This window comes from Kitasatospora sp. NPDC114501 (assembly GCF_055633695.1).
Genome location: NZ_JBVKDS010000001.1, coordinates 206,003 through 230,021 on the forward strand (window position 1 = coordinate 206,003; position 24,019 = coordinate 230,021).

Consider the following 24,019-nt stretch of genomic DNA (forward strand, 5'->3'; position numbering starts at 1 on the left):
GGACGCAGTGCGACGATCGGCGGAGGCGCTCTACGCCCGACCCGTGAGATGCGCTGGTGACGCTTGCCACATAGGCTGAGTGCTGACGGCCGGTCAGTGGACGAAATGGACAGGTCGGCTGTGAATCGCTTCCCGAAGTCGGTCGGCCGGTGATCGGGCGATCCGGGTGCAGGAAATCAAGCCGGGGCAACGCCACGGACTCGCGGTCGTTACCGTGCGTCCGGATCATGTGATCTTCAGGCTTGCTTGTCTTCAAGACTTGAACGCCACCTAGCGTCAGGGGGACGATTTCACCAACAGAGGTGAACGCCTTTATGCGCTTTCGATCTAGCGGGTTACCGCTTGGTACCGGCCACGGGTGGCCTATTCAGGGCAGAGAAGCGCCTTCGAAATGGGTATGTTCTCCGGCGTCAGGGCAACCGCGTACGAGGAGACCGACCCGTGCCGTCCCAGCAGAAGTTTGTTTACTCCTTCACCGAAGGAAACAAGGACCTCAAGGATCTTCTTGGCGGCAAGGGCGCGAACCTGGCCGAGATGACCAACCTGGGCCTCCCCGTCCCTCCGGGGTTCACCATCACCACCGAGGCCTGCAAGGTCTTCCTGGAGACCGGTAGCGAGCCGACCTCCCTCCACGAGGAGATCAGCGCCCACCTGGACGCCCTCGAGCAGGAGATGGGCAAGAAGCTCGGCCAGGCCGACAACCCGCTGCTGGTCTCGGTGCGCTCCGGCGCGAAGTTCTCCATGCCCGGCATGATGGACACCGTCCTCAACATCGGCCTCTCCGACGCCTCGGTGGCCGGCCTCGTCGCCCAGTCCGGCAACGAGCGCTTCGCCTGGGACTCCTACCGCCGCCTGGTCCAGATGTTCGGCAAGACCGTGCTGGGCGTCGACGGCGAGCTGTTCGAGGAGGCCCTGGACGAGGCCAAGCACGCCAAGGGCACCGTCAACGACCTGGACCTGGACGCCTCCGACCTCCGGGACCTGGTCGAGGTGTTCAAGGGCATCGTCGAGCGCGAGACCGGCCGGGCCTTCCCGCAGGACCCGCGCGAGCAGATGGACCTGGCGATCCACGCCGTCTTCCACTCCTGGAACGGCGACCGCGCCCGGCTGTACCGCCGCCAGGAGCGCATCCCGAACGACCTGGGCACCGCGGTCAACGTCTGCACCATGGTCTTCGGCAACCTCGGCGAGGACTCCGGCACCGGTGTCGCCTTCACCCGCGACCCCTCCACCGGTGCCCAGGGCGTCTACGGCGACTACCTGTCCAACGCCCAGGGCGAGGACGTCGTCGCCGGCATCCGCAACACGCTGCAGCTGTCCGAGCTGGAGAAGCTCGACAAGAAGTCGTACGACGAGCTGATGGCGATCATGCAGACGCTCGAGAACCACTACCGCGACCTCTGCGACATCGAGTTCACCATCGAGCGCGGCAAGCTCTGGATGCTGCAGACCCGCGTCGGCAAGCGCACCGCCGCGGCCGCCTTCCGGATCGCCGTCCAGCTGGTCGACCAGGGCCTGATCGACCTGGACGAGGCCCTGATGCGGGTCACCGGCGGCCAGCTCTCGCAGCTGATGTTCCCCCGCTTCGCCCCGAACGCCGAATCGCAGCAGATCGCCTGGGGCCTGGCCGCCTCGCCGGGCGCCGCGATCGGCAAGGTCGTCTTCGACTCGTACACCGCCGTCAAGTGGTCCCGCTCCGGCGAGAAGGTCATCCTGGTCCGCCGCGAGACCAACCCGGACGACCTGGACGGCATGATCGCCGCCGAGGGCATCCTGACCTCGCGCGGCGGCAAGACCTCGCACGCGGCCGTGGTCGCCCGCGGCATGGGCAAGACCTGTGTCTGCGGCGCCGAGGAGCTGGAGGTCGACACCAAGGCCCGCAAGTTCACCACCGCCGACGGTCAGGTGATCCACGAGGGCGACATCGTCTCGATCGACGGCGCCACCGGCAAGGTCTACCTCGGCGAGGTACCCGTCCTGCCGTCCCCCGTGGTCGAGTACTTCGAGGGCACCCTGCACGCCGGCGCCGACGTCCAGGGCGGGCTGGTCCAGGCCGTGCACCGGCTGATGTCGCACGCCGACGGCCGCCGCCGGCTGGCCGTGCGGGCCAACGCCGACAACGCCGAGGACGGCTCGCGCGCCCGCCGCTACGGCGCCCAGGGCATCGGCCTGTGCCGCACCGAGCACATGTTCCTCGGCGAGGAGCGCCGCAAGGAGGTCGAGCACCTGATCCTGGCGGACAACGACAGGGACCGCGAGCTCGCCCTCTCCACCCTGCTGCCGATGCAGAAGGGCGACTTCCTGGAGCTCTTCCAGGCGATGGACGGCCTGCCGGTCACCGTCCGCCTGCTCGACCCGCCGCTGCACGAGTTCCTGCCCGACATCACCGAGCTGTCGGTGCGCGTCGCCCTCGCCGAGGCCCGCAAGGACCCGAACGAGAACGACCTGCGGCTGCTCCAGGCGGTGCACAAGCTGCACGAGCAGAACCCGATGCTCGGCCTGCGCGGCGTCCGCCTCGGCCTGGTCATCCCCGGCCTGTTCGGCATGCAGGTCCGGGCCATCGCCGAGGCCGCCGCCGAGCGCAAGCTGGCCGGCGGGGACCCGCGCCCCGAGGTGATGATCCCGCTGGTCGGCACCGTCCAGGAGCTGGAGCTGGTCCGCGACGAGTGCGAGCGGGTGCTCGCCGAGGTCGCCGAGTCCACCGGCGTGACGCTGGACATCAAGCTCGGCACCATGATCGAGCTGCCGCGCGCCGCGGTGACCGCCGGGCAGATCGCCGAGGCCGCCGAGTTCTTCTCCTTCGGCACCAACGACCTGACCCAGACGGTCTGGGGCTTCTCCCGGGACGACGTGGAGGCCTCGTTCTTCACCGCCTACCTGGAGAAGGGCATCTTCGGGGTCTCCCCGTTCGAGACCATCGACCGCGACGGCGTCGGCTCGCTGGTCAGGCACGCCGTCGAGGCCGGCCGGGCCACCCGCCCCGACCTCAAGCTCGGCGTCTGCGGCGAGCACGGCGGCGACCCGGACTCGGTCCACTTCTTCCACGAGGTGGGGCTGGACTACGTCTCCTGCTCCCCCTTCCGGATCCCGGTGGCGCGCCTGGAGGCCGGCCGCGCCGCCATCGAGTCGGCGGGCAGCGACTCGCGCTGAGGAGGGTAGGCATCCCCTCCGCACGCGCGGGTACGACTGACCGCTCTCCCTCCCGTCGGGAGGGCGTACACCGGAGCTCGGCGCAGGAGAACCGGCGTACGTGACACGGCCGGGCGGGAACGGACAACGGCGTCCGTTCCCGCCCGGCCGTACGTCTGCCCGCGGACCGGGCGCGGCGCGCGTCCGGCCCCGGTGTGGCGGCGGCCACGCGTGTAGCTCGCCCGGTGCGGACCGGCCGCCTGCCAAGCTGGACCGCATGACCAACCGCAAGAACCCGCTCGTCGTCGTGGCCGTGCTGCTCCTGGCGGTCCTGGCCGGGGTCGGGTACCTCCTCACGGACAAGGGGAGCGGCCGTCCCAAGGCCGGCGCGAGCCGCACCGCGGCCGCCACCGCCGGTCCGTCGACGGCCGGGGCCACGGCGGCCGAACCCTCGGCCCCCAAGCGGACCCCGCCCGCCGGGGGCGGCGCCACCACCCCCGCCCCGGCCGCCACCTGGGTCCCCACCGACCCGGCCATGGCCGACGTCTGCCGCACCAAGCTGCCCAGCCAGGCCGTCGACACCCTCACCCTGATCGCCAAGGGCGGCCCCTACCCTTACAACCGCGACGGCATCGTCTTCGAGAACCGCGAGAACCGCCTTCCCAGGAAGGCCGGCGGCTACTACCACGAGTACACCGTGGTCACCCCGGGCTCCAACGACCGCGGCACCCGCCGGGTGGTGACCGGTGACTCCGGCGAGCAGTACTGGTCCGCCGACCACTACGCCACCTTCCAGGAGATCGACTCCCGCTGCTGAGCGCGGCCGCAGGAGGCCGCCCCGGCCCGGCCTCCTCACCGCGCCCGCCGCCAGGTGATCCGGGGGTGCGGCGGGTGCGGGCCGGTGGTGACCAGGGCGGTCAGCTCGTGCAGCACCGGGGCCGGGTCGCGGCGCAGCTGGGCCGGCGTGGTGCGGACCACCGGCAGGCCGGCGGCGGTCAGGCGGTTGGCACGGGCCAGGCCGCGTTCGTGTTCGGCCGGGCGCAGGTGCCAGGCGCGGGAGTCGATCTCCAGGGCCACGCAGGCGTGCGGCCAGTAGGCGTCCGGGACGGCGAGGAAGCGGCCGTCCAGGAAGAGCACCGGGTTCCACAGCGGCTCCGGCAGCCCCGCGTGCGCCAGCAGTTCGCGGGCCTCGCCCTCCACCACCGACCGCACCCCGACCGTCAGGTCCTCCACCACCCCGGCCACCTGGGGCAGCCCCAGCGCGCCCGGGCGGGACAGCAACTGGTCTAGCAGTTCGCCGAGTTCGCAGTGCCGCCGCTGCACGGCCTCCGCGCACAGCGCCCGGAACCGGCGCTGCCCCGTCTCCTTCGGCGCGAGGTCCGCCAGCGCCCGGGCGACGGTGGCGCTCCACAGCCCGTCGTCCCGCTCGAAGCCGCTCGGCATCGCCCCGGAGGCCCGGTGGATCCGGACGAACTCCCTGTCCCCGACCCGCCGTTGGCCGGGGATCAGGATGTCGACCGAGCTCAGGTCGGACGGGTGCCCGGCGCTCGGCAGCCCGGCCTCGGCCAGCACCGCGAAGCCGGTCAGCAGCACCTCCCCGGCCCGTGGGTCGCGGCCCTTCGGTGTCGCGTACGCCAGGGCGGCCCGCATCTTCTGATGGATCGTCAACCGTCCGCTCTGGAGGCAGATCACCCGGGGCAGCACCTGCTGCCAGGGCCCGCCCGGGCGCAGCCGGTGGGCGATGGTGCCGGAGGGCACCCCGAGCCGGCGCAGCTGTGCCCGGGTGGCGATGTGCTGCTGGTCGGCGCCGAGCAGGGCGACCGGGTCGAGGGGATTCGCGCGGGTCATGCCCGGTGCCTGCCCGCCGGGATCGGAGGTATGCGAAACGTCCCTCGTCGGTGGGGGCGGCGGTCGCGGGTGTTGACGGACCGGCGGCGGAGCCGCTGAGCTGGGGGCCACATGACCATTCCATTCACCCACGCCGGTCCCGCGCTGGACGCGCTCCTCGGCCTCTCCGTCGGCGACGCCCTCGGGGCCCAGTTCTTCGTCCCGGAGACCGCCCGGGCCCACCTCACCGCCCGCACCGAACCGCCCGGCCCCTGGCCGTGGACCGACGACACCGAGATGGCCTGCTCGGTGTACGCCGCCCACACCGAGCGCGGCGCGGTCGACACCTTCGACCTCACCCACGCGTTCGCCCGCCGCCACGACTTCGACCGTGGCTACGGCCCGGCCGCCAACCGGCTGCTCCGGCTGGTCCGGGAGGGCGGCGACGCGAGGCGGCTGGCCGCCGAACTCTTCGACGGCCAGGGCTCGTACGGCAACGGCGCCGCGATGCGGGTCGCCCCGCTCGGCGCCGCGTACGCCGAGGACCCGAAGGCCGTGGTGCGCCCCGCCGCCGACACCGCCCTGATCACCCACACCCACCCGCAGGCCGTGGACGGCGCGATCGCGGTCGCGGTGGCGGCCGCGTACGCCGCCCGGACCCGCACCCGGCCGGTGGCGCCGGAGCGCTTCCTGGAGTCGGTGGCCGACCTCACCCCGAACGGGCCGGTCAAGGACGGCCTCAAGGAGGCCCGGGCGCTGCTCGGCCTGCCGGACCTCCGGCTCGTCGCGCGGGCACTCGGCAACGGCAGCCGGACGTCCGCGGCCGACACCGTCCCGTACGCGCTGTGGTGCGCCGCCCGGAACCTGGCCGACTACCGCGCCGCCGTGTGGGAGGCGATCGCGGCCGGCGGCGACGTGGACACCGTCGCCGCGATCACCGGCGGCGTGGTCGCCGCCCACACCGGCACCGGCGGCATCCCGCGGGCCTGGCTCGCCGCCTGCGAGCCGCTGCCCGCATGGGCGTTCCCGGAGCCGGGCGGCGTCCGCGCGGCCGGCGAACCGCACCTGCTGCCGATGAGCCTGCCCCGCCCGTGCCCGGTGCCGGACCGGATCTGGTCCGACCAGGACTGGGAGCGGATCAGGCGCGGCCTGCGGCCCCGGGCGGTGGAGGAGCGCTGGGTCTCCGTCACCTCCGAGGGCACGCTGCACCTGTACCGGAGCGTGGGCGGCCGGGAGATCTACCGGGTCCGGGTCGCCCCGGTGCCGGGCGGCGGCTGGCGGCCGGTGTCGGCGCTGGTCGAGGCGGACCCGGCGTACCACCGGGCCTGGGACGACCCCGACGTCCTGCCGCTCGTCCTGTCGCTGGCGGTCGTCGGCTACGACCCGCCGGGGACCGGCTTCAGACCGTGATCATCAGCTGCCCGGCGCCGCTGCCGCCCTGTCTAAGGCACTCCTGGTTGATCGCCGGGTCCGGGGCGCTCGGCGAGGTCGCGGCGGCGATCCGCAGCTCGATGATGTCCCGGACGGCCGGCCACTCGTCGTCGAGGATCGAGTAGAAGGCGGTGGAGCGCACCACCCCGTCCAGCCCGCGCGAGTGCGCCCGGCGGACGCCCTCGGAGGTCGCGCCGAGCCGCTCGATGGCGGCGCGCGAGCGCAGGTTGCGGGCGTCCGCGCGCAGCGAGATCCGCTGCACGCCCCAGGTCTCGAAGGCGTGGCGGAGCATCAGCAGCTTGGCCTCGGTGTTGATGCCGGTGCCCTGGGCGCGCGGCGAGAGCCAGGTGTTGCCGATCTCGGCCGCGTCCGGGACGGCCGTGGCCGGATCGCCGAACGGGACCCCGGGCGCGGGCGGCCACACCAGCGGGCCCTGCCAGTAGTCGAGTTCCAGGAACCGGGTGGAGCCGACCACCCGGCCGTCGGCGACGTTCACCGTCGCGAACGGCAGCGAACGGCCCGCGGCCTGGTCGGCGAGCGCCCGCGCGACGTAGTCGCGGGCGGCCTCCAGGCCGTGCGGGACGGGGGTGAAGGCGTAGGTCGTACGGTCCTCGGCGCCGGCCTTGGCGATGGCCTCGGCATGGTGCGCGGCGAGGGGCTCCAGCCGCACGGTGCGGCCGGTGAGGATGACAGGTACGGGCACGGAACCTTCGGTCCTTCATCGGTCGGAGGGTGCCTCCCACGCCGGGGTACGGCACGGGGTGCGCTGGTCTGGGTACGCCTGGGCCCGGGTCCGTCCGCCGGGTACCCGCGCACGCCGGAGAGCCGGTCGAACGGGGCGGGGGCGGCGGCCCGGAACGGGCGGCGCGGGGTGCCGGAACGGACACGGATCCTCGGACCGGTCCGGCGGGAAGAGCGAGGGGACAGTGTGCGTCCGCGAAATGGCCGAAGAGGGAACGAGAGCGCGAAGGGAAGCAGGCGGCCAGGTGAAGGCAAGGTGCGTCGTGGGTGGCTGGCCGAGCACCGGACCGGGACGCGGTCGACGGCGTTACGGACGACGTGACGACGACGCGACGATGCGAGGCAGCGAGAGGACGATACCCGCCAGAAGGCGGTGCGTCACTTCGCGTCGCGCGAATGGGCGCGCGGGCCGTTCCCGGGCCCTGCGGACGGACCCCTTCCAGGGCTGTGACCAGGGGCTCTTCCCTCGGGTGCGATCGTGGTCCGGAGCGGTCGGCCGAGGCCGTCGGGCGGGTCCTGCGGGGAGCTGCCGGACGGGCCCGGAGCCGCCCGCGGAGCGGCCGCCGCGGCGGTCCCCGGGCGGGGTGTCCGCGGGACGGCCACCGGGGCGGGAATTCCGGGGGCGCCCGGCACGCTGGAGAGGACGAGAAGCCGGTCGACCGGAACGAGCAGAGAACGGGGTTGGGTGCGCGGTGCGTGACTTCCAGGCGTTGTACGAGCTGGATCAGCGGGGCGTGGCCGCCGTCGCCGCGGCCAACGAGCAGTTGCGCGACACCGGTGCCGGCCTCGTGCTGCTCCAGCACTTCGAGGGCTTCATGGACGCCGGGGAGGCCGGCGGCCAGGTGGTGGCCCACCTGCTGGAGACGGGCTCGCCGCAGGTGGTGGCCCGCTTCGACCACGACCGTCTGGTGGACTACCGGGCCCGCCGCCCGGCGATGGTCTTCGACCACGACCGCTGGACGTCCTACGACCCGCCGGAGATCCTGCTCCAGCTCGTCCACGACGCCGCCGGCGCGCCGTTCCTGCTGCTCACCGGCCCCGAACCGGACGTCGAGTGGGAGCGCTTCGCGCGCGCCGTCCGCGAGCTGGTGGAGCGCTTCGAGGTCCGGCTCTCGATCGACTTCCACGGCATCCCGATGGGCGTGCCGCACACCCGCCCGGTCGGCCTGACGCCGCACGGCAACCGGCTGGACCTCGCCCCGGGCTACCCGCAGTGGTTCGAGCAGGCGCAGGTCCCGGGCAGCGCCCAGGCGCTGGTGGAGTACCGCCTGGCCGAGGCCGGGCACGACGTCCTGGGCTTCGCCGTGCACGTCCCGCACTACGTGGCCCGCTCCGCCTACCCGGCGGCGGCCGTGCAGATCCTGGAGGCGGCGCAGTCCGCCACCGGGCTGGTGCTGCCCGGCACCCGGCTGCGCGAGCAGGTCTCCGAGGTCTACGCCGACATCGAGGAGCAGTTGGCCCAGGGGGACGGGGAGTTGCGCTCGGCGATCCGCGGCATGGAGGGCCAGTACGACGCCGTGGCGGGTGCGGAGGGCCGGGAGAGCCTGCTGGCGGAGCCGGTCGACCTGCCCTCGGCGGACGAACTGGGGCGGCGCTTCGAGCAGTTCCTGGCCGAGCACGAGCGCGGCGCGGAGTAGCCGGCGCGGAGCGGACGGAAGCGGGCGGCGAAGGCCGCGGCCGGTCGGGGTTCGGGGTCGGATTCCGGCCGGTTCGGGGACGCCGGACGGCCATTTCGCCGGGGTGGGAGTCATCGGCCACGGCCGTTCGTTGGCCCCCTGGTGCGCCCGGGGGACGGGCCGCCGTAAGGAGCCGACCATGACCCGTATCTCCGGGGGGAGACCATGCCGAGGACCGCACGCCCGACCATCGCCCTGACCGTCGGACTGGCCGCAGTGCTGCTGGCCGGCTGCACCGACAACGCCGGTTCGGACGGCGGGGGGAGCACCGCCGCGGGCGCGACGCCCGCCCGCGTCCAGGCCGGAGCGGCCTCGCCGGCCGCCGCCCCGGCGCCCGCCGGCCCGTACGTCGCGCTCGGCGACTCGTACACCGCCGGGATGAGGATCCCCCCGCAGATCGGCGAGCCGGGCGGCTGCTACCGCTCCGGGGCCAACTACCCGTCCCTGGTGGCGAAGGGGCTCTCGCTCGCCGCCGGCCAGTTCACGGACGTCAGCTGCAGCAGCGCCCGCACCGGGGACCTGAGCAGCCCGCAGAAGGTCGCCGGCGGCACCAACCCGGCCCAGCTGGACGCGCTGAGTGCGGACACCCGGCTGGTCACCCTGGGGATCGGCGGCAACGACGCGGGCTTCATGGAGGTCGTGACGGAGTGCGCCAAGGAGAACCTGGTGGACATCGTCAAGGGCGTGATCACCGACAGCGAGCACCGGATCAGCGACTCGCCCTGCCGTGACCACTACGCCGCCGGCAACGGCACCGACGAGGTCCAGCGCAAGGTGGACACGGCCGGCGACCGGCTCGGGCAGGCGCTCCAGGACGTCAGGAAGCGCTCCCCGAAGGCCAAGGTGTACGTGATCGGGTACCCCGGGCTGCTCCCGGCCGACCCGGCGAGCTGCCTGCCGGTGCTCGGCAACGCGGTGGCCGCCGCCGACCTGAGCTTCCTGGTGGAGAAGGAGCAGCAGCTCAACGGCATGCTCAGGAAGCGCGCGCAGGCGGCCGGCGCGGTGTTCGTGGACCTCTCCGGGCCCTCGGCCGGGCACGACATGTGCGCGGGGGAGGACGAGCGCTGGGTGGAGCCGCCGCTCCCGGCCCAGGGGCTGGCGCCGATCCACCCCAACGCCAGGGGCCAGGAGGCGGTGGCCGGCGTGGTCCTGAAGGCGATCAAGGGCTGAGGACGTCCGCGCCGGGGACGTACGGGCCGGGAACGGGCGGGAGGTACGGGGCGCGCGGGCCTGCGCCGTCCGGGTGGGGCCGACTCACCGGGGCGGGCACCCGCGCGCCGCGCACCGTTCACGCCCCGGCCTGTGCTCCTTCGCGCGCGGCACCCCCCGCGTGTCGGGGGCGCGGCGTACCGTGAGGGGCATATGGACGACACCACGCACCGCCTCGCCGCCCCGCTCCCGTACGACCACGCCGCCGAGGCCCGCTGGGTCCCCGAACCCGACAAACGACCGGGCCGCACGGCCTTCCAGCGCGACCGCGCCCGGGTGCTCCACTCGGCCGCGCTGCGCCGACTGGCCGGCACCACCCAGGTGGTCGCCCCGATGCGCAGTGACTTCCCCCGCACCCGGCTCACCCACTCCCTCGAATGCGCCCAGGTGGGGCGGGAGTTGGGCGCCGCCCTGGGCTGCGACCCGGACCTCGTGGAGACCGCCTGCCTGGCCCACGACATCGGCCACCCGCCGTTCGGCCACACCGGCGAGGAGGCCCTCGACCAGGCCGCCGAGTCCTGCGGCGGCTTCGAGGGCAACGCCCAGTCGCTGCGCATCCTCACCCGGCTCGAACCCAAGCGCTTCGCGCCCCAGGGCGAGCAGCCCGCCGCCCGGCTCGCCCCCTGGCCGGGCCGCAGCGTCGGTCTCAACCTGAGCCGGGCCGCCCTGGACGCCGCCACCAAGTACCCGTGGAGCAAGGGCGCCCACCCCAGCGCCCCGGACTCGCCCAAGTACGGCGTCTACGCCGACGACCTGTCGGTCTTCCGCTGGCTGCGGGCCGGCTCCCCGGCCGGGCGCAAGTGCTTCGAGGCCACCGTGATGGACTGGTCCGACGACGTGGCCTACTCCACCCACGACGTCGAGGACGGCCTCCAGGCCGGCCACATCGACCCGGCCGCCCTGCGCGCCCCCGGCGAGCGCGCCGAACTCTTCAAGGTCGCCGAGCGCTACGCCCCGGACGCCGAGCCGGAGGAGCTCGACGCCGCCCTGGACCGGCTGCTCGCCCAGGAGTGGTGGCCCCGCTCCTACGACGGCACGGCCCGCGCCAGGGCCGGGCTCAAGGACCTCACCAGCCAGCTGATCGGCCGCTTCTGCCTGGCCGCCGAGCAGGCCACCCGCGCCCGCTACGGCCCCGGCCGGCTCACCCGCTACGCCGCCGAGCTGGTGGTGCCCAGGCACGTCCGGCTGGAGTGCGCGGTGCTCAAGGCGGTCGCCGTCCGCTACGTGATGCAGCGCGACGAGCAGGCCCAGCTGCGGGCCCGCCAGCGGATCGTGATCGCCGAGCTGGCGTACGTCCTCACCCAGCGCGCCCCCGAGGGGCTGGACCCGGTGTTCGCCGCCATGTACCGCGAGGCCGAGGACGACCGCGCCGCGCTGCGCACGGTCGTCGACCAGATCGCCACCCTCACGGACGCCTCGGCCCTCGCCCTGCACGCCAGACTCGTCGGTGCCGCCTGGGCGTGAGCGGCCCCGCCGTTCAACCCCGGCCGTCCTGACCCCGCCGTTCAACCCGGCCGTTCGACTCCGCCGTCCTGACCCGGCCGGTTGACCCGGCCGCCCCAGTAGACTTCGGGGGTGGCCGGGCGGATCAGGGACGAAGACGTACAGGCGGTGCGCAGCGCACTGCCGATCGACGCGGTGGTCGGCGACTACGTACAGCTGACCAACGGTGGCGGCGGCGAGTACAAGGGCGTCTGCCCCTTCCACGACGAGAAGTCCGCCTCCTTCTACGTGAACCCGGCCAAGGGCGTCTTCCACTGCTTCGGCTGCCAGGAGAACGGCGACACCATCGCCTTCCTGATGAAGATCGAGCACTTCACCTTCGCCGAGGCCGTCGAGCGGATGGCCGCCCAGGCCGGCATCACCCTGCGCTACGAGGAGGGCGGCTACAGCCCCCGCCACCAGCAGGGCGAGCGCACCCGGCTGGTCGAGGCGCACAAGGTGGCCGCCGCCTGGTACCAGGAGCAGCTGGCCTCGCCGGAGGCGGAGATCGGCCGCCGCTTCCTCGCGGAGCGCGGTTTCGACGAGGAGGCCGCCAGGACCTTCGGCGTCGGCTACGCCCCCGCGGGGTGGGAGCACCTGGTCCGCTACCTGCGCGGCAAGGGCTTCACCGACAAGGAGATCCTGCTGGGCGGCCTCGCCTCGCAGGGCCAGCGCGGCGGCCTGATCGACCGCTTCCGGGGCCGGCTGGTCTGGCCGATCCGGGACATCGCCGGCGAGGTGGTCGGCTTCGGCGCCCGCCGCCTGCGCGAGGACGACAACGGCCCGAAGTACCTCAACACCCCCGAGACGCCGATCTACAAGAAGTCCCACGTGCTGTACGGCATCGACCTGGCCAAGAAGGAGATCGCCAAGTCGGGCCGAGCGGTGGTGGTCGAGGGCTACACCGACGTGATGGCCTGCCACCTGGCCGGGGTCACCTCGGCGGTGGCCACCTGCGGTACCGCCTTCGCCGAGGACCACATCAAGATCATCCGCCGGCTGCTGATGGACACCTCGCAGTACCGGGGCGAGACCGTCTTCACCTTCGACGGCGACGCGGCCGGCCAGAAGGCCGCCCTGCGCGCCTTCGAGGACGACCAGAAGTTCGCCGCCAAGACCTCCATCGCGGTCAGCCCGGGCGGCATGGACCCGTGCGAGCTGCGCCTGGCCCAGGGCGACGAGGCGGTCAAGCACCTGATCGACAACCCGGTCCCGCTGTTCGAGTTCGCACTGAACTCGGTGGTGGCCCGGCACCGGGTGGACACCCCGGAGGGGCGTTCGGCGGCGCTGGAGGAGGCGGCCCCGATCGTCGCCAAGATCAAGGACCGCTCGATCCAGCACGAGTACGCCGTCCGGCTGGCCGGCATGCTCGGCATCCTGGACGAGCAGTTCGTGGTCCGCCGGATCTCCCAGCTGGCCCGCTGGGACCGCGAGCGCCAGCAGAACCCGCGCGGTGCGGCCGCCCAGCGCCGCCCCGAGCCGGCCCAGCCGCAGCGCCCCGCGCAGCCCGCCTTCCGGCTCAACCCGCGCGACCCGGCCCAGTTCGTCGAGCGGGAACTGCTCAAGCTGGCGCTCCAGCACCCGGACCTGGTCAGCCCGGCCTTCGACCACTACGGCGACGACGAGTTCCCGACCCCGCCCTACACCGCCGTCCGGCAGGCCGTCGCCAAGGCCGGCGGCGCCGCGTACGGGGCGACCCTGCCCGACTTCACCAGCGCCGTGCGCGAGGCGGCCCCGGACGACCAGGTGCGCTCGCTGGTCACCGAGCTGACCGTCGAGCCGGTGCGCTCGCGCCGCAAGGCGGACGCGATCTACGCGGGGGAGTTCCTGGTCAAGCTGCGCCTGCTGGCGGTGGACCGGCGGATCACCGAGGTCCGCGGCTACCTCCAGCGGCTCGGCCCCCGGGCCGACGCCGCGCAGCTGCACGCGGTGCAGACCGAGCTGTGGCAGCTCCAGCAGTACAGCGACCAGCTGAAGAGCCGGGGCGCGGCGGCGCTCTGACGCCGGCCGCGGCATCGTCGCGGGACCCGCACGGAGAAAATCGGCGCACGAGTCTCGGCCACGGAGTGTGGCGTACCGCACACTGGAGGCCGCCCAACTCCGTACAGCGCGGGTCCGCCAGAGTCGCGCCCGCCCCGAGGGGATGCCCGTGGAGCAAGGCCTCGTCTCAGCGACCACCACCAGTACGGGAGCGAACCCCGCCGAACCGGCCGACGGCCGGGAGCAGGGCCCCGGCGAGCAGGAGCCCCACCACGGCCGGGCCGGGGCGGTGCTCCCGGACGGCGCCCGGGTCCCCGCCCAGGGCCTGCCGGAGGGCCACCCGGACAGCCCGGACAGCCTGGACCTGGCCCCGGACCCGGCCCCCGACGCCGAGCCCGGGGCCGAGGACCCGGAGGAGCGCCGCGGGCCCGTCGACGACACCGGGCCTGCCGCCGACCTGCTGCGCCAGTACCTGCGGGAGATCGGCCGGATCCGGCTGCTCACCGCCGAGGAGGAGGTCGAGCTGGCCCGCCGGGTGGAGGCCGGCATCTTCGCCGAGGAGCGGCTGAACGGCAACCCGCCACCGCCCGACCCGCTGGCCGGTGAGCTGGACGCCCTGGTGGTGCGGGGCCGGATCGCCAAGCGCCGGCTGATCGAGGCGAACCTGCGGCTGGTGGTCTCGGTGGCCAAGCGCTACGTCGGCCGCGGGCTGACCCTGCTGGACCTGGTCCAGGAGGGCAACCTGGGCCTGATCCGGGCGGTGGAGAAGTTCGACTACACCCGCGGCTTCAAGTTCTCCACCTACGCGACCTGGTGGATCCGGCAGGCGATGAGCCGGGCGCTGGCCGACCAGGCCCGGACGATCCGGGTGCCGGTGCACGTGGTCGAACTGATCAACCGGGTGGTCCGGGCCAAGCGCGCCCTGCTCCAGGAACGCGGCCAGGAGCCGACGGCGGCCGAGATCGCCGTCGCCCTGGAGCTGACCGAGGAGCGGGTGCGCGAGCTGCTCCGGCTGGCCCAGGAGCCGATCTCGCTGCACACCCCGGTCGGCGAGGAGGAGGACGTCGCGCTCGGGGACCTGATCGAGGACGCCGACGCCGCCTCGCCCGCCGAGTCCGCGACCTTCCTGCTGCTGCGCCAGCACCTGGAGGCCGTCCTGGCCACGCTGGGGGAGCGGGAACGCCAGGTGGTCCAGCTCCGCTACGGGCTGGACGACGGCCGTCCGCGCACCCTGGAGGAGATCGGGGCGGTGTTCGGCGTGACGCGGGAGCGGATCCGCCAGATCGAGTCGAAGACCCTGGTCAAGCTCCGCGACCACGCCTACGCCGAGCAGCTGCGCGGCTACCTCGACTAGCCGGTGAGCGGCGTCAGGACGCGGACGGGGACGGGCCCGCGGACCCGGTCGGCGCCGCGGGGTCGACCGGCGCCGCCGGAGTCGGAGTCGGATCGACCGGAGCCGGGTCGGCCGGAGTGGCCGGGGCCGGGGTCGTGGGTGCCCCCGCGCCGGTGCCCGGCGGGGGCGAGGCGGGCCCGATCGGGATCGGGGTGGAGGCCACCACCATGGCCAGGTCGGAGACCACCGCGGTGCAGTCGTGGCCGGCCGGCTGGTAGCCGCAGACCTGGAAGGTGACGGTCGGGTCCGCCGCGTTCAGCATCGGCGAGTAGTTGTCGTAGCCCCAGTGGATGAGCGCCGTCTCGCTGTCGCCGGTGCTGTCGCTGACCGTCGCGTAGTCCTTGGGCTCGCCCTCGGTGATGGCCGCCCAGGCGGCCTGGCAGGTCTGGCTGTACCGGAGGTAGACGACCACCTTGCCGATCACCTGGGTCTGGAGGGTCCGGGCGTCCTTGCCGCAGCCGGTGGTCTTCGGGTCCTTGTGGGCGCAGCCGACGGCCCGGCAGGCCGGGGAGGTCGGGCCGGGCCTGGCGGCGGGGGAGACGCCGGCCGTGGCGGCGGGCTCGTCGGCCGCCGCGGCCTGCCCGTCGTGCCGGCTGATCCGCAGGCCCACCAGCACCAGCAGCAGCGCCAGCACGGCCGCCCCGGAGACCAGTGCCGCCGGGCGCCGCAACCAGACGACGGGGGCGGGCTCCCGAACGGGCGACTCCTGGCCGGAGGCGGTCTCCTCCCGGGCAGCGGCCTCCGCCCCGGCAGCGGCCTCCGCCGGGCCCGCGGGCTCCTCGGCGGCGGCCGGCCGCGTCACCGTCTCACCGGGGGTGGCGGCCGTCGCCTGCCGCCACAGCGCCAGCAGCGCGGCCCCGTCGCACTCGACCGCCCCGACCAGCGCCTCCAGCGCCTGTTCGGTGACGACCCGTTTGCCGTTCAGCCAGCGTTCCCAGGAGGCCCGGCTGTAGTGCGTCCGGGCGGCCAGCTCGGACAGCGAGAGTCCGGCGGAGTCCTTGACGGCCCGGAGCTCCTCCGCCAGGCGTCTGGCGGGCTCGGACAGCTCCTCGGGCAGCTGCTTCCAGGCGGAACCCAATGGGGCGCTCCAAATCGAGAAACGGAAGGGGACGGGTGAGCGGCAGGGCCCCGGCCCGGGCCGTTCGGCGTCTCCAACCTGATCGGCCTGGCGTCCCAAACCCCAGGTCATGGCGCTGAGACGGACGGAAGTGTCTCACAACCCCCGCAGGCGCTCGAACAATCAGGTGGTCATCGTGCAGAGTTCTCTGGCCGGTGCGGTCCACCCGTCGGTGGAACCGTTCGGACGCCGATCGATCACCCTTCGGCGGACCGCACCCGCTCCCGGCCCCCCACCGGTCCGGGGCAGCCTCGCGGGGGGAGGCTGCCCCGGACCGTCCGGGACGCTCCGGCGGGGAGGGCGCTTCACTGCACCCTCCCCGCCGTGAGGTTCTCCCCGGGGACGGGAACGGTCAGTGGTGGAAGCCCGGCCGGGCCGGCACCCCGAGCCGCCTGAGCGGGACGGGCTGGCGCCGCAGCTCCGGCAGCAACCGGTCGAGGTCGCCCAGCAGCAGGTCGGCGAGGTCCCGGGAGAAGCCGTTGCGGCAGACCACCCGGAGCACCGACAGGTCCTCCCGGTTCGCCGGGAAGGTGTACGCCGGCACCTGCCAGCCGCGCTCGCGCAGCCGCCGGGACACGTCGAACACGTCGAAGGGGAGGTCCCCTTCGGTGGTGAGGGCGAACACCGGGACCTGGTCGCCCCTCGTCAGCAGCCGGAAGCCGTCCAGCGTCCCGATCCGTCCGGCCAGGTAGGTGGCGACCTCGCGGCAGGCACCCTGGACGGCCCGGAAGCCCTCCCGGCCGAGCCGCAGGAAGACGAAGTACTGGGCCACCACCTGGGCACCGGGGCGGGAGAAGTTGAGCGCGAAGGTCGGCATCTCGCCGCCCAGGTAGTTGACCCGGAAGACCAGTTCCTCCGGCAGCGCCTCCTGGTCGCGCCAGAGCACCCAGCCCACGCCGGGGTACACCAGGCCGTACTTGTGGCCGGAGGTGTTGATCGAGGCCACCCGGGGCAGCCGGAAGTCCCAGACCAGTCCGGGGTCGAGGAAGGGCGCCACCATGCCGCCGGAGGCGCCGTCCACGTGTACCGGGACGTCGATGCCGGTGCGCTCCTGGAAGGCGTCCAGGGCCGCGCAGATCTCCGCGACCGGCTCGTAGGAGCCGTCGAAGGTGGAGCCGAGCACGCCGACCACACCGATGGTGTTCTCGTCGCACAGCGCGACCGCCCGCTCGGCGTCCAGGTGGAAGCGGGTGCCCTCCATCGGCGCGGTGCGCGCCTCGATCTCCCAGAAGTTGCAGAACTTCTCCCAGCAGACCTGCACGTTGACGCCCATCACCAGGTTGGGCCGGGCCCCGGCGGCGTAGCGGTCGGGGTTGCGGCGGGTCCAGCGGCGCTTGAGCGCCATGCCGGCCAGCATGCAGGCCTCGCTGGAGCCGGTGGTGGAGCAGCCGACCGCGCGGTCCGGGTCGGGGGCGTGCCAGAGGTGGGCGAGGATCGCCACGCAGCGCCGCTCCAGTTCGGCGGTCTGCGGGTACTCGTCCTTGTCGATCATGTTCTTGTCGAGGCACTCGGTCATCAGCCGGGTGGCCTGGGCCTCCATCGAGGTGGTGACGAAGGTCGCCAGGTTGAGCTTCGCGTTGCCGTCCAGCATCAGCTCGTCGTGGATCAGCTGGTACGCGGTGTCGGCCGCGACCGGGCCGTCGCCGAGCCGGTGCAGCGGCGGGGCCAGCTCCATCGCGCCCAGCGGGTCGGCGACGGTCGGGTACGGGCCGGTGCTCAGCCGGCGGTCGCCGCCGGCCCCCTTGTGCAGCGCCATGGCGTCCTGTCGCCCTTCGCGTCGGTGGCCGTGTCCCGTCCCACGCTGCCACCGGGTGCCGGGCGACGCATCCGCGCGGCCCGTCGCCCCCGACCGGGCGTCCGTCACCCCGGACCGGGGGTCAGCCCGGACGGGGGCTCAGCCCGCCGCCTCCGGGTGGACCTGGTCGCGGGCGGCCCGGTACTGCTGACGCACCGCCGAGCCGATCGCCAGGTCCTGTTCCCCGTCGGGCTCGACGGTCTCCGCGTCCGGCAGCTCCCACTCCGGGGGCTCCGGGGTGCCGGCCAGCGCCCAGGCGGCCTGCCGGGCGGCCCCGCGGGCGGCGTGCGCGCCCGGCGGCGGCACCACGACCGGGACGCCGAACAGCATCGGGGCGATGTGCCGGACGGCGGGCAGCCGCCCGGCCGTGCCGAGCAGGAACACCCGCTTCACCGGCACGCCCCGGGCGCGCAGCACGTCGAGGGCGTCGGCGATGTTGCACAGCATGCCCTCGACGGCGGCCCGGGCGAGGTGCTGAGGGGTCATCGCCTCGGCCCGCAGGCCCGTCAGGGTGCCGGCCGCGTGCGGCAGCGCGGGGGTGCGCTCGCCGTCCAGGTAGGGCAGCAGCACCAGACCGTAGGAGCCGGGGGAGGAGTGCAGGGCGAGGTCGCTCAGGCCGTCCAGGTCCCGGCCGAGCAGCGCGGCGGTGGAGCGCAGCACCTGGGCGGCGTTGAGGGTGGCGACCATCGGCAGGTGCCGGCCGCTGGCGTCGGCGAAGGAGGAGACCAGGCCGGAGGCGTCCACCACGGCCTCCTCGTGCACCGCGAAGATCGTCCCGGCGCTGCCGAGCGAGACCACCGCGTCGCCCGGGCCGAGGCCCAGGCCCAGCGCGGCGGCCATGTTGTCCCCGGTGCCGGCCGAGATCAGCAGGCCCTCGGGGGTGTGCCCGGCGGGCTCGGCCGGGGGCAGGACGTCGGGCAGTCGGAGCTCGTGGCCGAGGGCCAGCTCGACCAGGTCCTGCCGGTACTCACCGGTGATCGGCGACCAGTAGCCGGTGCCGGAGGCGTCGCCGCGGTCGGTGGTGCGGCGCTTGGGGTGGCCGAGCAGCTGCCAGACCAGCCAGTCGTGCGGCAGCAGCACCTCGGCGACCCGGCGGGCGTTGGCCGGCTCGAACTCGGCCAGCCAGCGCAGCTTGGCGATGGTGTACGTGGGGGCGGGCACGGCACCGATCGCGGCGGTCCAGGCGGCCGGGCCGCCGAGGGCGTCCAGCAGCTTGGCGGCGGCGCCGCTGGAGCGCGGGTCGTTCCACAGGATCGCCGGTCGGACCTGCACCCCGCCCGCGTCCAGGCCGATCATCCCGTGCTGCTGGGCGCTGACCCCGATCGCCCGGACGCCCTCCAGCAGGCCGCCGGTCGCGGCGTCGCCGAGCGAGTGCAGCCAGACCTGCGGGTCGGCCTCGCCCGGGCGCAGGTCCTGGTCCTCGGGGACGGGGTGCGGCGCCTTGCCGGAGCGCAGGACGGCGCCGGTGTCGGCGTCGCACGCGACGATCCGCGTGCGGTTGGTCGAGCTGTCTATCCCCGCGACGATGGCCATGTCGAGATCATGCCTCAGCCCGGCCCGGGACGCGTCCGGGCCGGGTGAGCCGTTGCCGGTTCGCGACCCCCGGTCGGGGCCCGCGTGGCCCTGGTGTCACCTTCCCGTCACGGGCGGAAGGTACCCCAGCCGTCGTCCTCCGTCCGGGAGCGGTTGAAGTACGGCACCCGGTCGGTGACGGCGCTCGGCAGCCGGTCGCCGACCCGGTCGGCGACCGCGCCGGCGGCCTTCCCGGCCACCGCCCCGGCCTGCTGCCGGGCCCGGTCGGTCGCGCCCTGGACCGTGGGGTTCCGGGCGATCTGCCGGGTGACCTTGGCGATCTGTTCGTAGCGCCGGCGCCCGGCCCGCGAGCCCAGGACGTAGCCGGCCGCGAAACCCGCGGCCAACGACAGCTTCCACATGGTCGGATCCACCCTCTCCTGGCGGCTTCTGCCGCATTGCCCTACCCGTCCGTCGGGACGGCGAACCGTCCGTGCCCCAGCATCCCCGGCCTCGTCGCCGGGCGCGCGCGGGGCACGCCGGGCGGCGGCCCGGCGGCGGCCCGGCGGCGGCCCGGGAAAGCGATTGGCGGACCACCCCCCCGAGTGCGCTAATGTATGTCCCGCAGCGAGCGCCGAGGAGCCCGGGAAACCGGGGGCCGGAGCGGAAGCCGATCCCCCATAGCTCAATTGGCAGAGCAGCCGACTGTTAATCGGCAGGTTATTGGTTCGAGTCCAATTGGGGGAGCTCGGGAGAAGGCCCTTCGGGGCTCGACTCCCGTCCGTGGTGCGGAAGTCGAGTACCGCGATCCCGCATAGCTCAATTGGCAGAGCAGCCGGCTGTTAACCGGCAGGTTATTGGTTCGAGTCCAATTGCGGGAGCTGCACCGGGTCCGCCCGGTGACTGCTCAGAGCGAAGGCCCCTCGGTCGACCGGGGGGCCTTCGTGTTGCCGTCGCCCGGCTCCGCGACGTGACGTACGCGACACCACCCGGTGACCCGCCCCGCCGCCGCCCCACCGCCCCGGCTGCTCCCGGGTCAGGCGGTCGCCCTCCGGTAGAGGTCGGCGACCCGCTGGTCGAAGGTGATGCTGTACGAGGTGCCGGGGGTGCTCCCGCCCTCCTGGAAGCCGCCGATCACGCCGACCACCGCGCCGTCCCCGGAGACCCACGGGCTGCCGCTGGTGCCGTCGGTGTAGCCGCCGCAGTCGAAGCGCTCCTGGGTGGCGCTCTGCGAGCGGGTGCGGGCCGCGCAGGTGATCGGCTCGTCGCTCTCGTTCGGGTAGCCGGTGACCGAGACGGACAGCCCGAAGCCCTGGCCGGTGCCGATCGGGTTGCCGCCGACCGCGTCCTCGACCTGCCGGCCGTCGACCGTGTCCACGGTGACGAACGCCACGTCGTACTCGGGGTCGTCGTCGGCCGCCCAGCGCGGGTCGACGGTGATCGCCTGCACCGGCCAAGTCCCGTAGGGGGTGGACCCGTTGCGGTAGCCGGGGGTGAACACCAGACCGTCCAGCAGGCCGATCCGCCGGGACTGCACGCAGTGCGCCGCGGTGACCAGCAGGTTGCGCCGGGGGCTGCGCACCACGCTCGCGGTGCAGGCCCGCGGGCCCTGCGCGGTGTGGAGGGAGAGGGTGCCGACCCGGTCCCGGGCGGGGCTCCGCTGCGCGACCTCGGCCGTGGGCGCCCCGTCCTGCCCGCCGCACGCGGTGCCGGCGGCCAGCAGCAGGGCGGCCAGCGCGACCGTTCGTGCCGTGCGCGCGGGCCGTGCCGGGCGGGAGTCCATCGGGGCTCCGTCTCGTTCCTCGGGGCGGGCACCGGGGCCGTGCGTTCCGCCGTTCGTGAGGAAGATCTACCAGGCCGTGCCCGGCGGCGCCACCGGCGTCTGCCCGCCCGCTGTCCGGTCAGCCGGTGGCGCGGTCGTACAACGCCTGGACGCGGTCGCCGAAGTAGCTGCTGTACGACGTGTCCGGGCTCTCGCCGCCCTCCTGGTAGCCGCCGATCACGCCGACCACGGTGCCGGTCCTGGTGGCCGGGTCGAAGTCGGTGACCCAGGGGCTGCCACTGGTGCCGCCGGTGTAGTCGGGGCAGTCGATCCGCAGCTGGGTGGCGCTCTGCCGGGAGGTGGTGTTGGAGCAGGTGATCGGGACGCCGCTGCTGCTCGGGTAGCCGGTGACCTTCACCGGGAGCCGGTAACCGCGGTTGACGCCCAGGCGGTTGGCGCCGAGCACCTGTTGGACCTGCCGCCCGTCCTGCGCCTGGACGACCGCGAAGGCGACGTCCAGGTCCGGGTCGGCATGGTCGTTCCAGCCGTCGTCGACGGTGACGGCCAGCAGCGGCCAGACGCCGCTGGGGGTCTCGCCGTCCCGGTAGCCGGGGACGAAGACCAGGTCGGCGCGCCGGCCGAGCCCCGGGTCCCAGACGCAGTGGGCGGCGGTGACGATGAGGTTGAGCCCGGCGCTGTCGACCACGCTGGCGGTGCAGAAGTGGTCGCCGTCGGCGTTGCGCGTGAACACCGCGCCGACCAGCCCGTTGAGCACGGTGGGCTTGGCGGTGCGGGTGACCCCGGTGTGCCGGCCGGCCGCGCCCTTGAGCCGCTGCCGGTTCCAGCCGTGGCTGTCGACCGGGGAGACGGCGGTGGGCGGTGCCGAGGTGACGGTCGGGGTGCCTCCGCCGGGCCCCGCCGCGGTGGTGCAGCCCGCCGCGGCCAGCACCAGTGCCAACGCCGCGGCCGCCGCCCCCGTCCCACGTGTCGTCATCCGCCCAGGCTGCCCCGAACGGGTGCCCCGGCGCCAGCCGGGCTGCGCCGCCGGGAGGTGGGCACCGTCGCGCACCCAGGTGCGCCCCCGGCGCGCACCACGGGTGATCGACCGGCTATGCTGCCCGGGACGGCCTTGCTGGGGCCGTCTGCTGCTGCCGTGCCGACGACCGGCGCGTGCGGTGAACCGGGGCGGTAGCTCAGCCGGTTAGAGCAGGGGACTCATAATCCCTTGGTCGTGGGTTCGAGTCCCACCCGCCCCACCTCGAACATCCGACAGGGCGTCAGTCAAAAGGGTGTCCTGACCAGGCAAAACAGCCCGGCCTCTAGGCTGAGACTGTAGAGCACGCTCGCGATTGAGGCCCTTCCGCCGCGCCGAGAATCACCCGCTAGTGGACTTCTAGTGGACATGACGCAGGCGAGTGGACATCTGGCAGGCTGTTGAGCGCGAGCGCGCCGCCGACGAGAAGCCGCCCCGTACCGAGTCGGGCCTGTGGTGCCCTCTCGGCCCGGAGCGCGGGGAGGACGAAGAACCTGTGATCGACCTTGAGCACCTCCTGACCCGGGTTCACAACCCCGACGTTCGGCCTCTGATCCGGGACGCCTACCGCGCCTATGCCACAGGTATCCCGCGCGCCGCGATAGTCCTCACCTGGACCGCGCTCTGCGCTGACCTGATCGCCAAGGCACAGGTCCTCGCAGAGGACGGCGAACCCGACGCCCAGTCGCTGGCCAAGGAAGTCGAAAGGGCCCAGGGGCTTGCCGCCGACGCCGACGAGAAGAAACGCGGGTCCGCCATCCCGATCATGCTCAAGGTCGAGAAGGGCATCCTCGACACCGCGCTCAGGCTGGAGCTGATCGACTCCTCCCAGCACGTGCAGCTCGACCGGCTGAGGGAGGATCGCCACCAAAGCGCCCACCCGTCTCTGCGGCCCCTCGGCGAGCTGTACGGACCGACCGCAGAGTACGCCCGCGCCCACCTTCTGGCAGCCCTGGACGCCGTGCTGATCCACCCGCCGAGCCAGGGCCGCAAGATCGTGGAGAGCTTCCGCACCCACATCGCCGACCCCGACTTCATCTTGAACACCGGGCACCTCACCCACACATACTTCGACCGCGTCCGCCCAGCGGCGCGCAAGACGCTGGTCGACTTCGCCGCGAAGCACGCTGTCCTCCAGACCGCCGTCCCAGACATCGCGCTGCCAGCTGATCAGCTGGCCGACAGGATGGCCGACTGCCTGCGCTGCTTCGCCGACCGGGACGCCGTGATCGTCGAGCAGGCAGTGGCCAAGCAGATGGAGAAGCTCGACAAGGCCGAGCTCGCCGTACAGCTCGCGGCACTGGCCCGTCTGGGCAACCTGCCCGCGTTCTGGAAGGCTGTGCCGGAAGCCTTGCGCGGGTTGTTCGCGTCCCGGATCGCCCAGATCGGCCAAGCCGGTCGGGCGCCAGCGGGTACGTTGACCATGCCGGAGGTCAAGACCCTGGCCTTGGTCGCTCAAGCTGAGCTGCGCCAGTCCGTGCCTAGCCTGATGACCGCCTTCGATCAGCTCCACTACAGCAACAAGGCGCTGATCATTGACCAACAGACCGATGCCTTCTACGTTCAGTACCTCGCTGGCATCCTCGCTGACGTCCATAGCTTTGACTCCGGAGAGTACGTAGCACTGCTAGCGGTTGTGCCGTGCGGCCGCTTCCTCGACGTTGCGACGCTGAACGCCGTCCTACGTGCCTGGTGGGACAACGATCAGTGCTGGGGGCGTCGAATGACCCACCGTTTGGAAGAGCTGTACCAGGCGACCGCCCACCTCGGCCCCGAGCGGGACGGCGTGTGGCGGTCCTACCTCGAAGAGCTGCGCGAACACGAGGTCATCTACCGAGACCTGTCCCGGCGTCTGGCACTTCCTGAGGTGACGGGGGCCTCGGCGGGCGCGGAGTAGGACCTGCCGCTGGCGGGCACGCGAACGGGGCGGTG

Annotated in this window: 17 protein-coding genes and 3 tRNA genes; 12 read left to right on the forward strand and 8 right to left on the reverse strand. The window is 73.6% G+C overall.

Annotated features, from left to right (window positions below; translation table 11 throughout):
* Positions 1–441: 441 nt before the first annotated feature.
* The gene (gene ppdK / locus ACZ7RU_RS00890; protein ID WP_470338819.1) at positions 442–3,150 is read left to right on the forward strand and encodes a pyruvate, phosphate dikinase; all 2,709 of its coding nucleotides are present in this window, start codon (positions 442–444) and stop codon (positions 3,148–3,150) included.
* Between the two features lie 256 nt (positions 3,151–3,406).
* A complete protein-coding gene (locus tag ACZ7RU_RS00895; protein ID WP_470338820.1) occupies positions 3,407–3,946 on the forward strand; it encodes a ribonuclease in 540 nt (179 codons plus the stop codon).
* A 35-nt stretch (positions 3,947–3,981) separates the two neighbouring features.
* Here the strand turns inward: ACZ7RU_RS00895 and ACZ7RU_RS00900 are convergent, their stop codons facing one another.
* Complete coding sequence (locus tag ACZ7RU_RS00900) at positions 3,982–4,977, reverse strand: hypothetical protein (protein WP_470338821.1); 996 nt, start codon at positions 4,975–4,977, stop codon at positions 3,982–3,984.
* A gap of 111 nt (positions 4,978–5,088) precedes the next feature.
* Here ACZ7RU_RS00900 and ACZ7RU_RS00905 point away from each other — a divergent pair, with 111 nt between their 5' ends.
* The gene (locus ACZ7RU_RS00905) at positions 5,089–6,366 is read left to right on the forward strand and encodes an ADP-ribosylglycohydrolase family protein (RefSeq protein WP_470338822.1); all 1,278 of its coding nucleotides are present in this window, start codon (positions 5,089–5,091) and stop codon (positions 6,364–6,366) included.
* Here the strand turns inward: ACZ7RU_RS00905 and ACZ7RU_RS00910 are convergent.
* Complete coding sequence (locus tag ACZ7RU_RS00910; protein WP_470338823.1) at positions 6,356–7,090, reverse strand: GNAT family N-acetyltransferase; 735 nt, start codon at positions 7,088–7,090, stop codon at positions 6,356–6,358. The two genes, ACZ7RU_RS00905 and ACZ7RU_RS00910, sit on opposite strands and share 11 nt — an antisense overlap.
* A 730-nt stretch (positions 7,091–7,820) precedes the next feature.
* Between ACZ7RU_RS00910 and ACZ7RU_RS00915 the strand changes: the two genes are divergently transcribed.
* From ACZ7RU_RS00915 to ACZ7RU_RS00935, 5 genes are all read left to right on the forward strand, one after another.
* Positions 7,821–8,765: a PAC2 family protein gene (locus ACZ7RU_RS00915; RefSeq protein ID WP_387748393.1), complete on the forward strand. Its 945-nt coding sequence runs from the start codon at positions 7,821–7,823 to the stop codon at positions 8,763–8,765.
* A 204-nt stretch (positions 8,766–8,969) separates the two neighbouring features.
* A complete protein-coding gene (locus tag ACZ7RU_RS00920; protein ID WP_470338824.1) occupies positions 8,970–9,974 on the forward strand; it encodes an SGNH/GDSL hydrolase family protein in 1,005 nt (334 codons plus the stop codon).
* A 192-nt stretch (positions 9,975–10,166) separates the two neighbouring features.
* Positions 10,167–11,477, forward strand: coding sequence for a deoxyguanosinetriphosphate triphosphohydrolase (locus ACZ7RU_RS00925; RefSeq protein WP_470338825.1), 1,311 nt, complete (start codon positions 10,167–10,169; stop codon positions 11,475–11,477).
* Positions 11,478–11,588: 111 nt separating this feature from the next.
* Complete coding sequence (gene dnaG / locus ACZ7RU_RS00930; protein ID WP_470338826.1) at positions 11,589–13,496, forward strand: DNA primase; 1,908 nt, start codon at positions 11,589–11,591, stop codon at positions 13,494–13,496.
* Between the two features lie 268 nt (positions 13,497–13,764).
* A complete protein-coding gene (locus ACZ7RU_RS00935; protein ID WP_470339297.1) occupies positions 13,765–14,829 on the forward strand; it encodes an RNA polymerase sigma factor in 1,065 nt (354 codons plus the stop codon).
* A 13-nt stretch (positions 14,830–14,842) separates the two neighbouring features.
* On the opposite strand, the gene ACZ7RU_RS00940 is transcribed toward ACZ7RU_RS00935, so the two are convergent.
* The 4 genes from ACZ7RU_RS00940 to ACZ7RU_RS00955 all read right to left on the reverse strand — a co-directional run bounded on the left by ACZ7RU_RS00940 (position 14,843) and on the right by ACZ7RU_RS00955 (position 19,726).
* Positions 14,843–15,946, reverse strand: a complete 1,104-nt coding sequence (locus ACZ7RU_RS00940; protein WP_470338827.1) for a helix-turn-helix domain-containing protein — start codon at positions 15,944–15,946, stop codon at positions 14,843–14,845.
* A 391-nt stretch (positions 15,947–16,337) separates the two neighbouring features.
* On the reverse strand, positions 16,338–17,741 hold the full coding sequence (locus tag ACZ7RU_RS00945; RefSeq protein ID WP_470338828.1) for a glutamate decarboxylase: 1,404 nt from the start codon (positions 17,739–17,741) through the stop codon (positions 16,338–16,340).
* Between the two features lie 138 nt (positions 17,742–17,879).
* On the reverse strand, positions 17,880–19,313 hold the full coding sequence (locus tag ACZ7RU_RS00950) for an FGGY family carbohydrate kinase (RefSeq protein ID WP_470338829.1): 1,434 nt from the start codon (positions 19,311–19,313) through the stop codon (positions 17,880–17,882).
* Positions 19,314–19,420: 107 nt separating this feature from the next.
* Positions 19,421–19,726, reverse strand: coding sequence for a hypothetical protein (locus tag ACZ7RU_RS00955; protein ID WP_470338830.1), 306 nt, complete (start codon positions 19,724–19,726; stop codon positions 19,421–19,423).
* A 240-nt stretch (positions 19,727–19,966) separates the two neighbouring features.
* On the opposite strand from ACZ7RU_RS00955, the gene ACZ7RU_RS00960 reads away from it, so the two are divergent.
* Positions 19,967–20,039: transfer RNA gene (locus ACZ7RU_RS00960), tRNA-Asn, on the forward strand.
* A gap of 61 nt (positions 20,040–20,100) precedes the next feature.
* Positions 20,101–20,173, forward strand: a tRNA-Asn gene (locus ACZ7RU_RS00965).
* Positions 20,174–20,328: 155 nt separating this feature from the next.
* Here ACZ7RU_RS00965 and ACZ7RU_RS00970 read toward each other — a convergent pair.
* Both ACZ7RU_RS00970 and ACZ7RU_RS00975 read right to left on the reverse strand, forming a co-directional pair.
* Positions 20,329–21,075, reverse strand: coding sequence for a trypsin-like serine peptidase (locus tag ACZ7RU_RS00970; protein WP_470338831.1), 747 nt, complete (start codon positions 21,073–21,075; stop codon positions 20,329–20,331).
* A gap of 118 nt (positions 21,076–21,193) precedes the next feature.
* Positions 21,194–22,048 (reverse strand): trypsin-like serine peptidase, encoded by an 855-nt coding sequence (locus ACZ7RU_RS00975; protein WP_470338832.1) that lies wholly within the window; start codon positions 22,046–22,048, stop codon positions 21,194–21,196.
* 188 nt (positions 22,049–22,236) lie between these two features.
* On the opposite strand from ACZ7RU_RS00975, the gene ACZ7RU_RS00980 reads away from it, so the two are divergent.
* Positions 22,237–22,310 (forward strand) — tRNA-Ile (locus tag ACZ7RU_RS00980).
* A 159-nt stretch (positions 22,311–22,469) separates the two neighbouring features.
* Positions 22,470–23,984, forward strand: coding sequence for a hypothetical protein (locus ACZ7RU_RS00985; RefSeq protein ID WP_470338833.1), 1,515 nt, complete (start codon positions 22,470–22,472; stop codon positions 23,982–23,984).
* Positions 23,985–24,019: the final 35 nt, after the last annotated feature.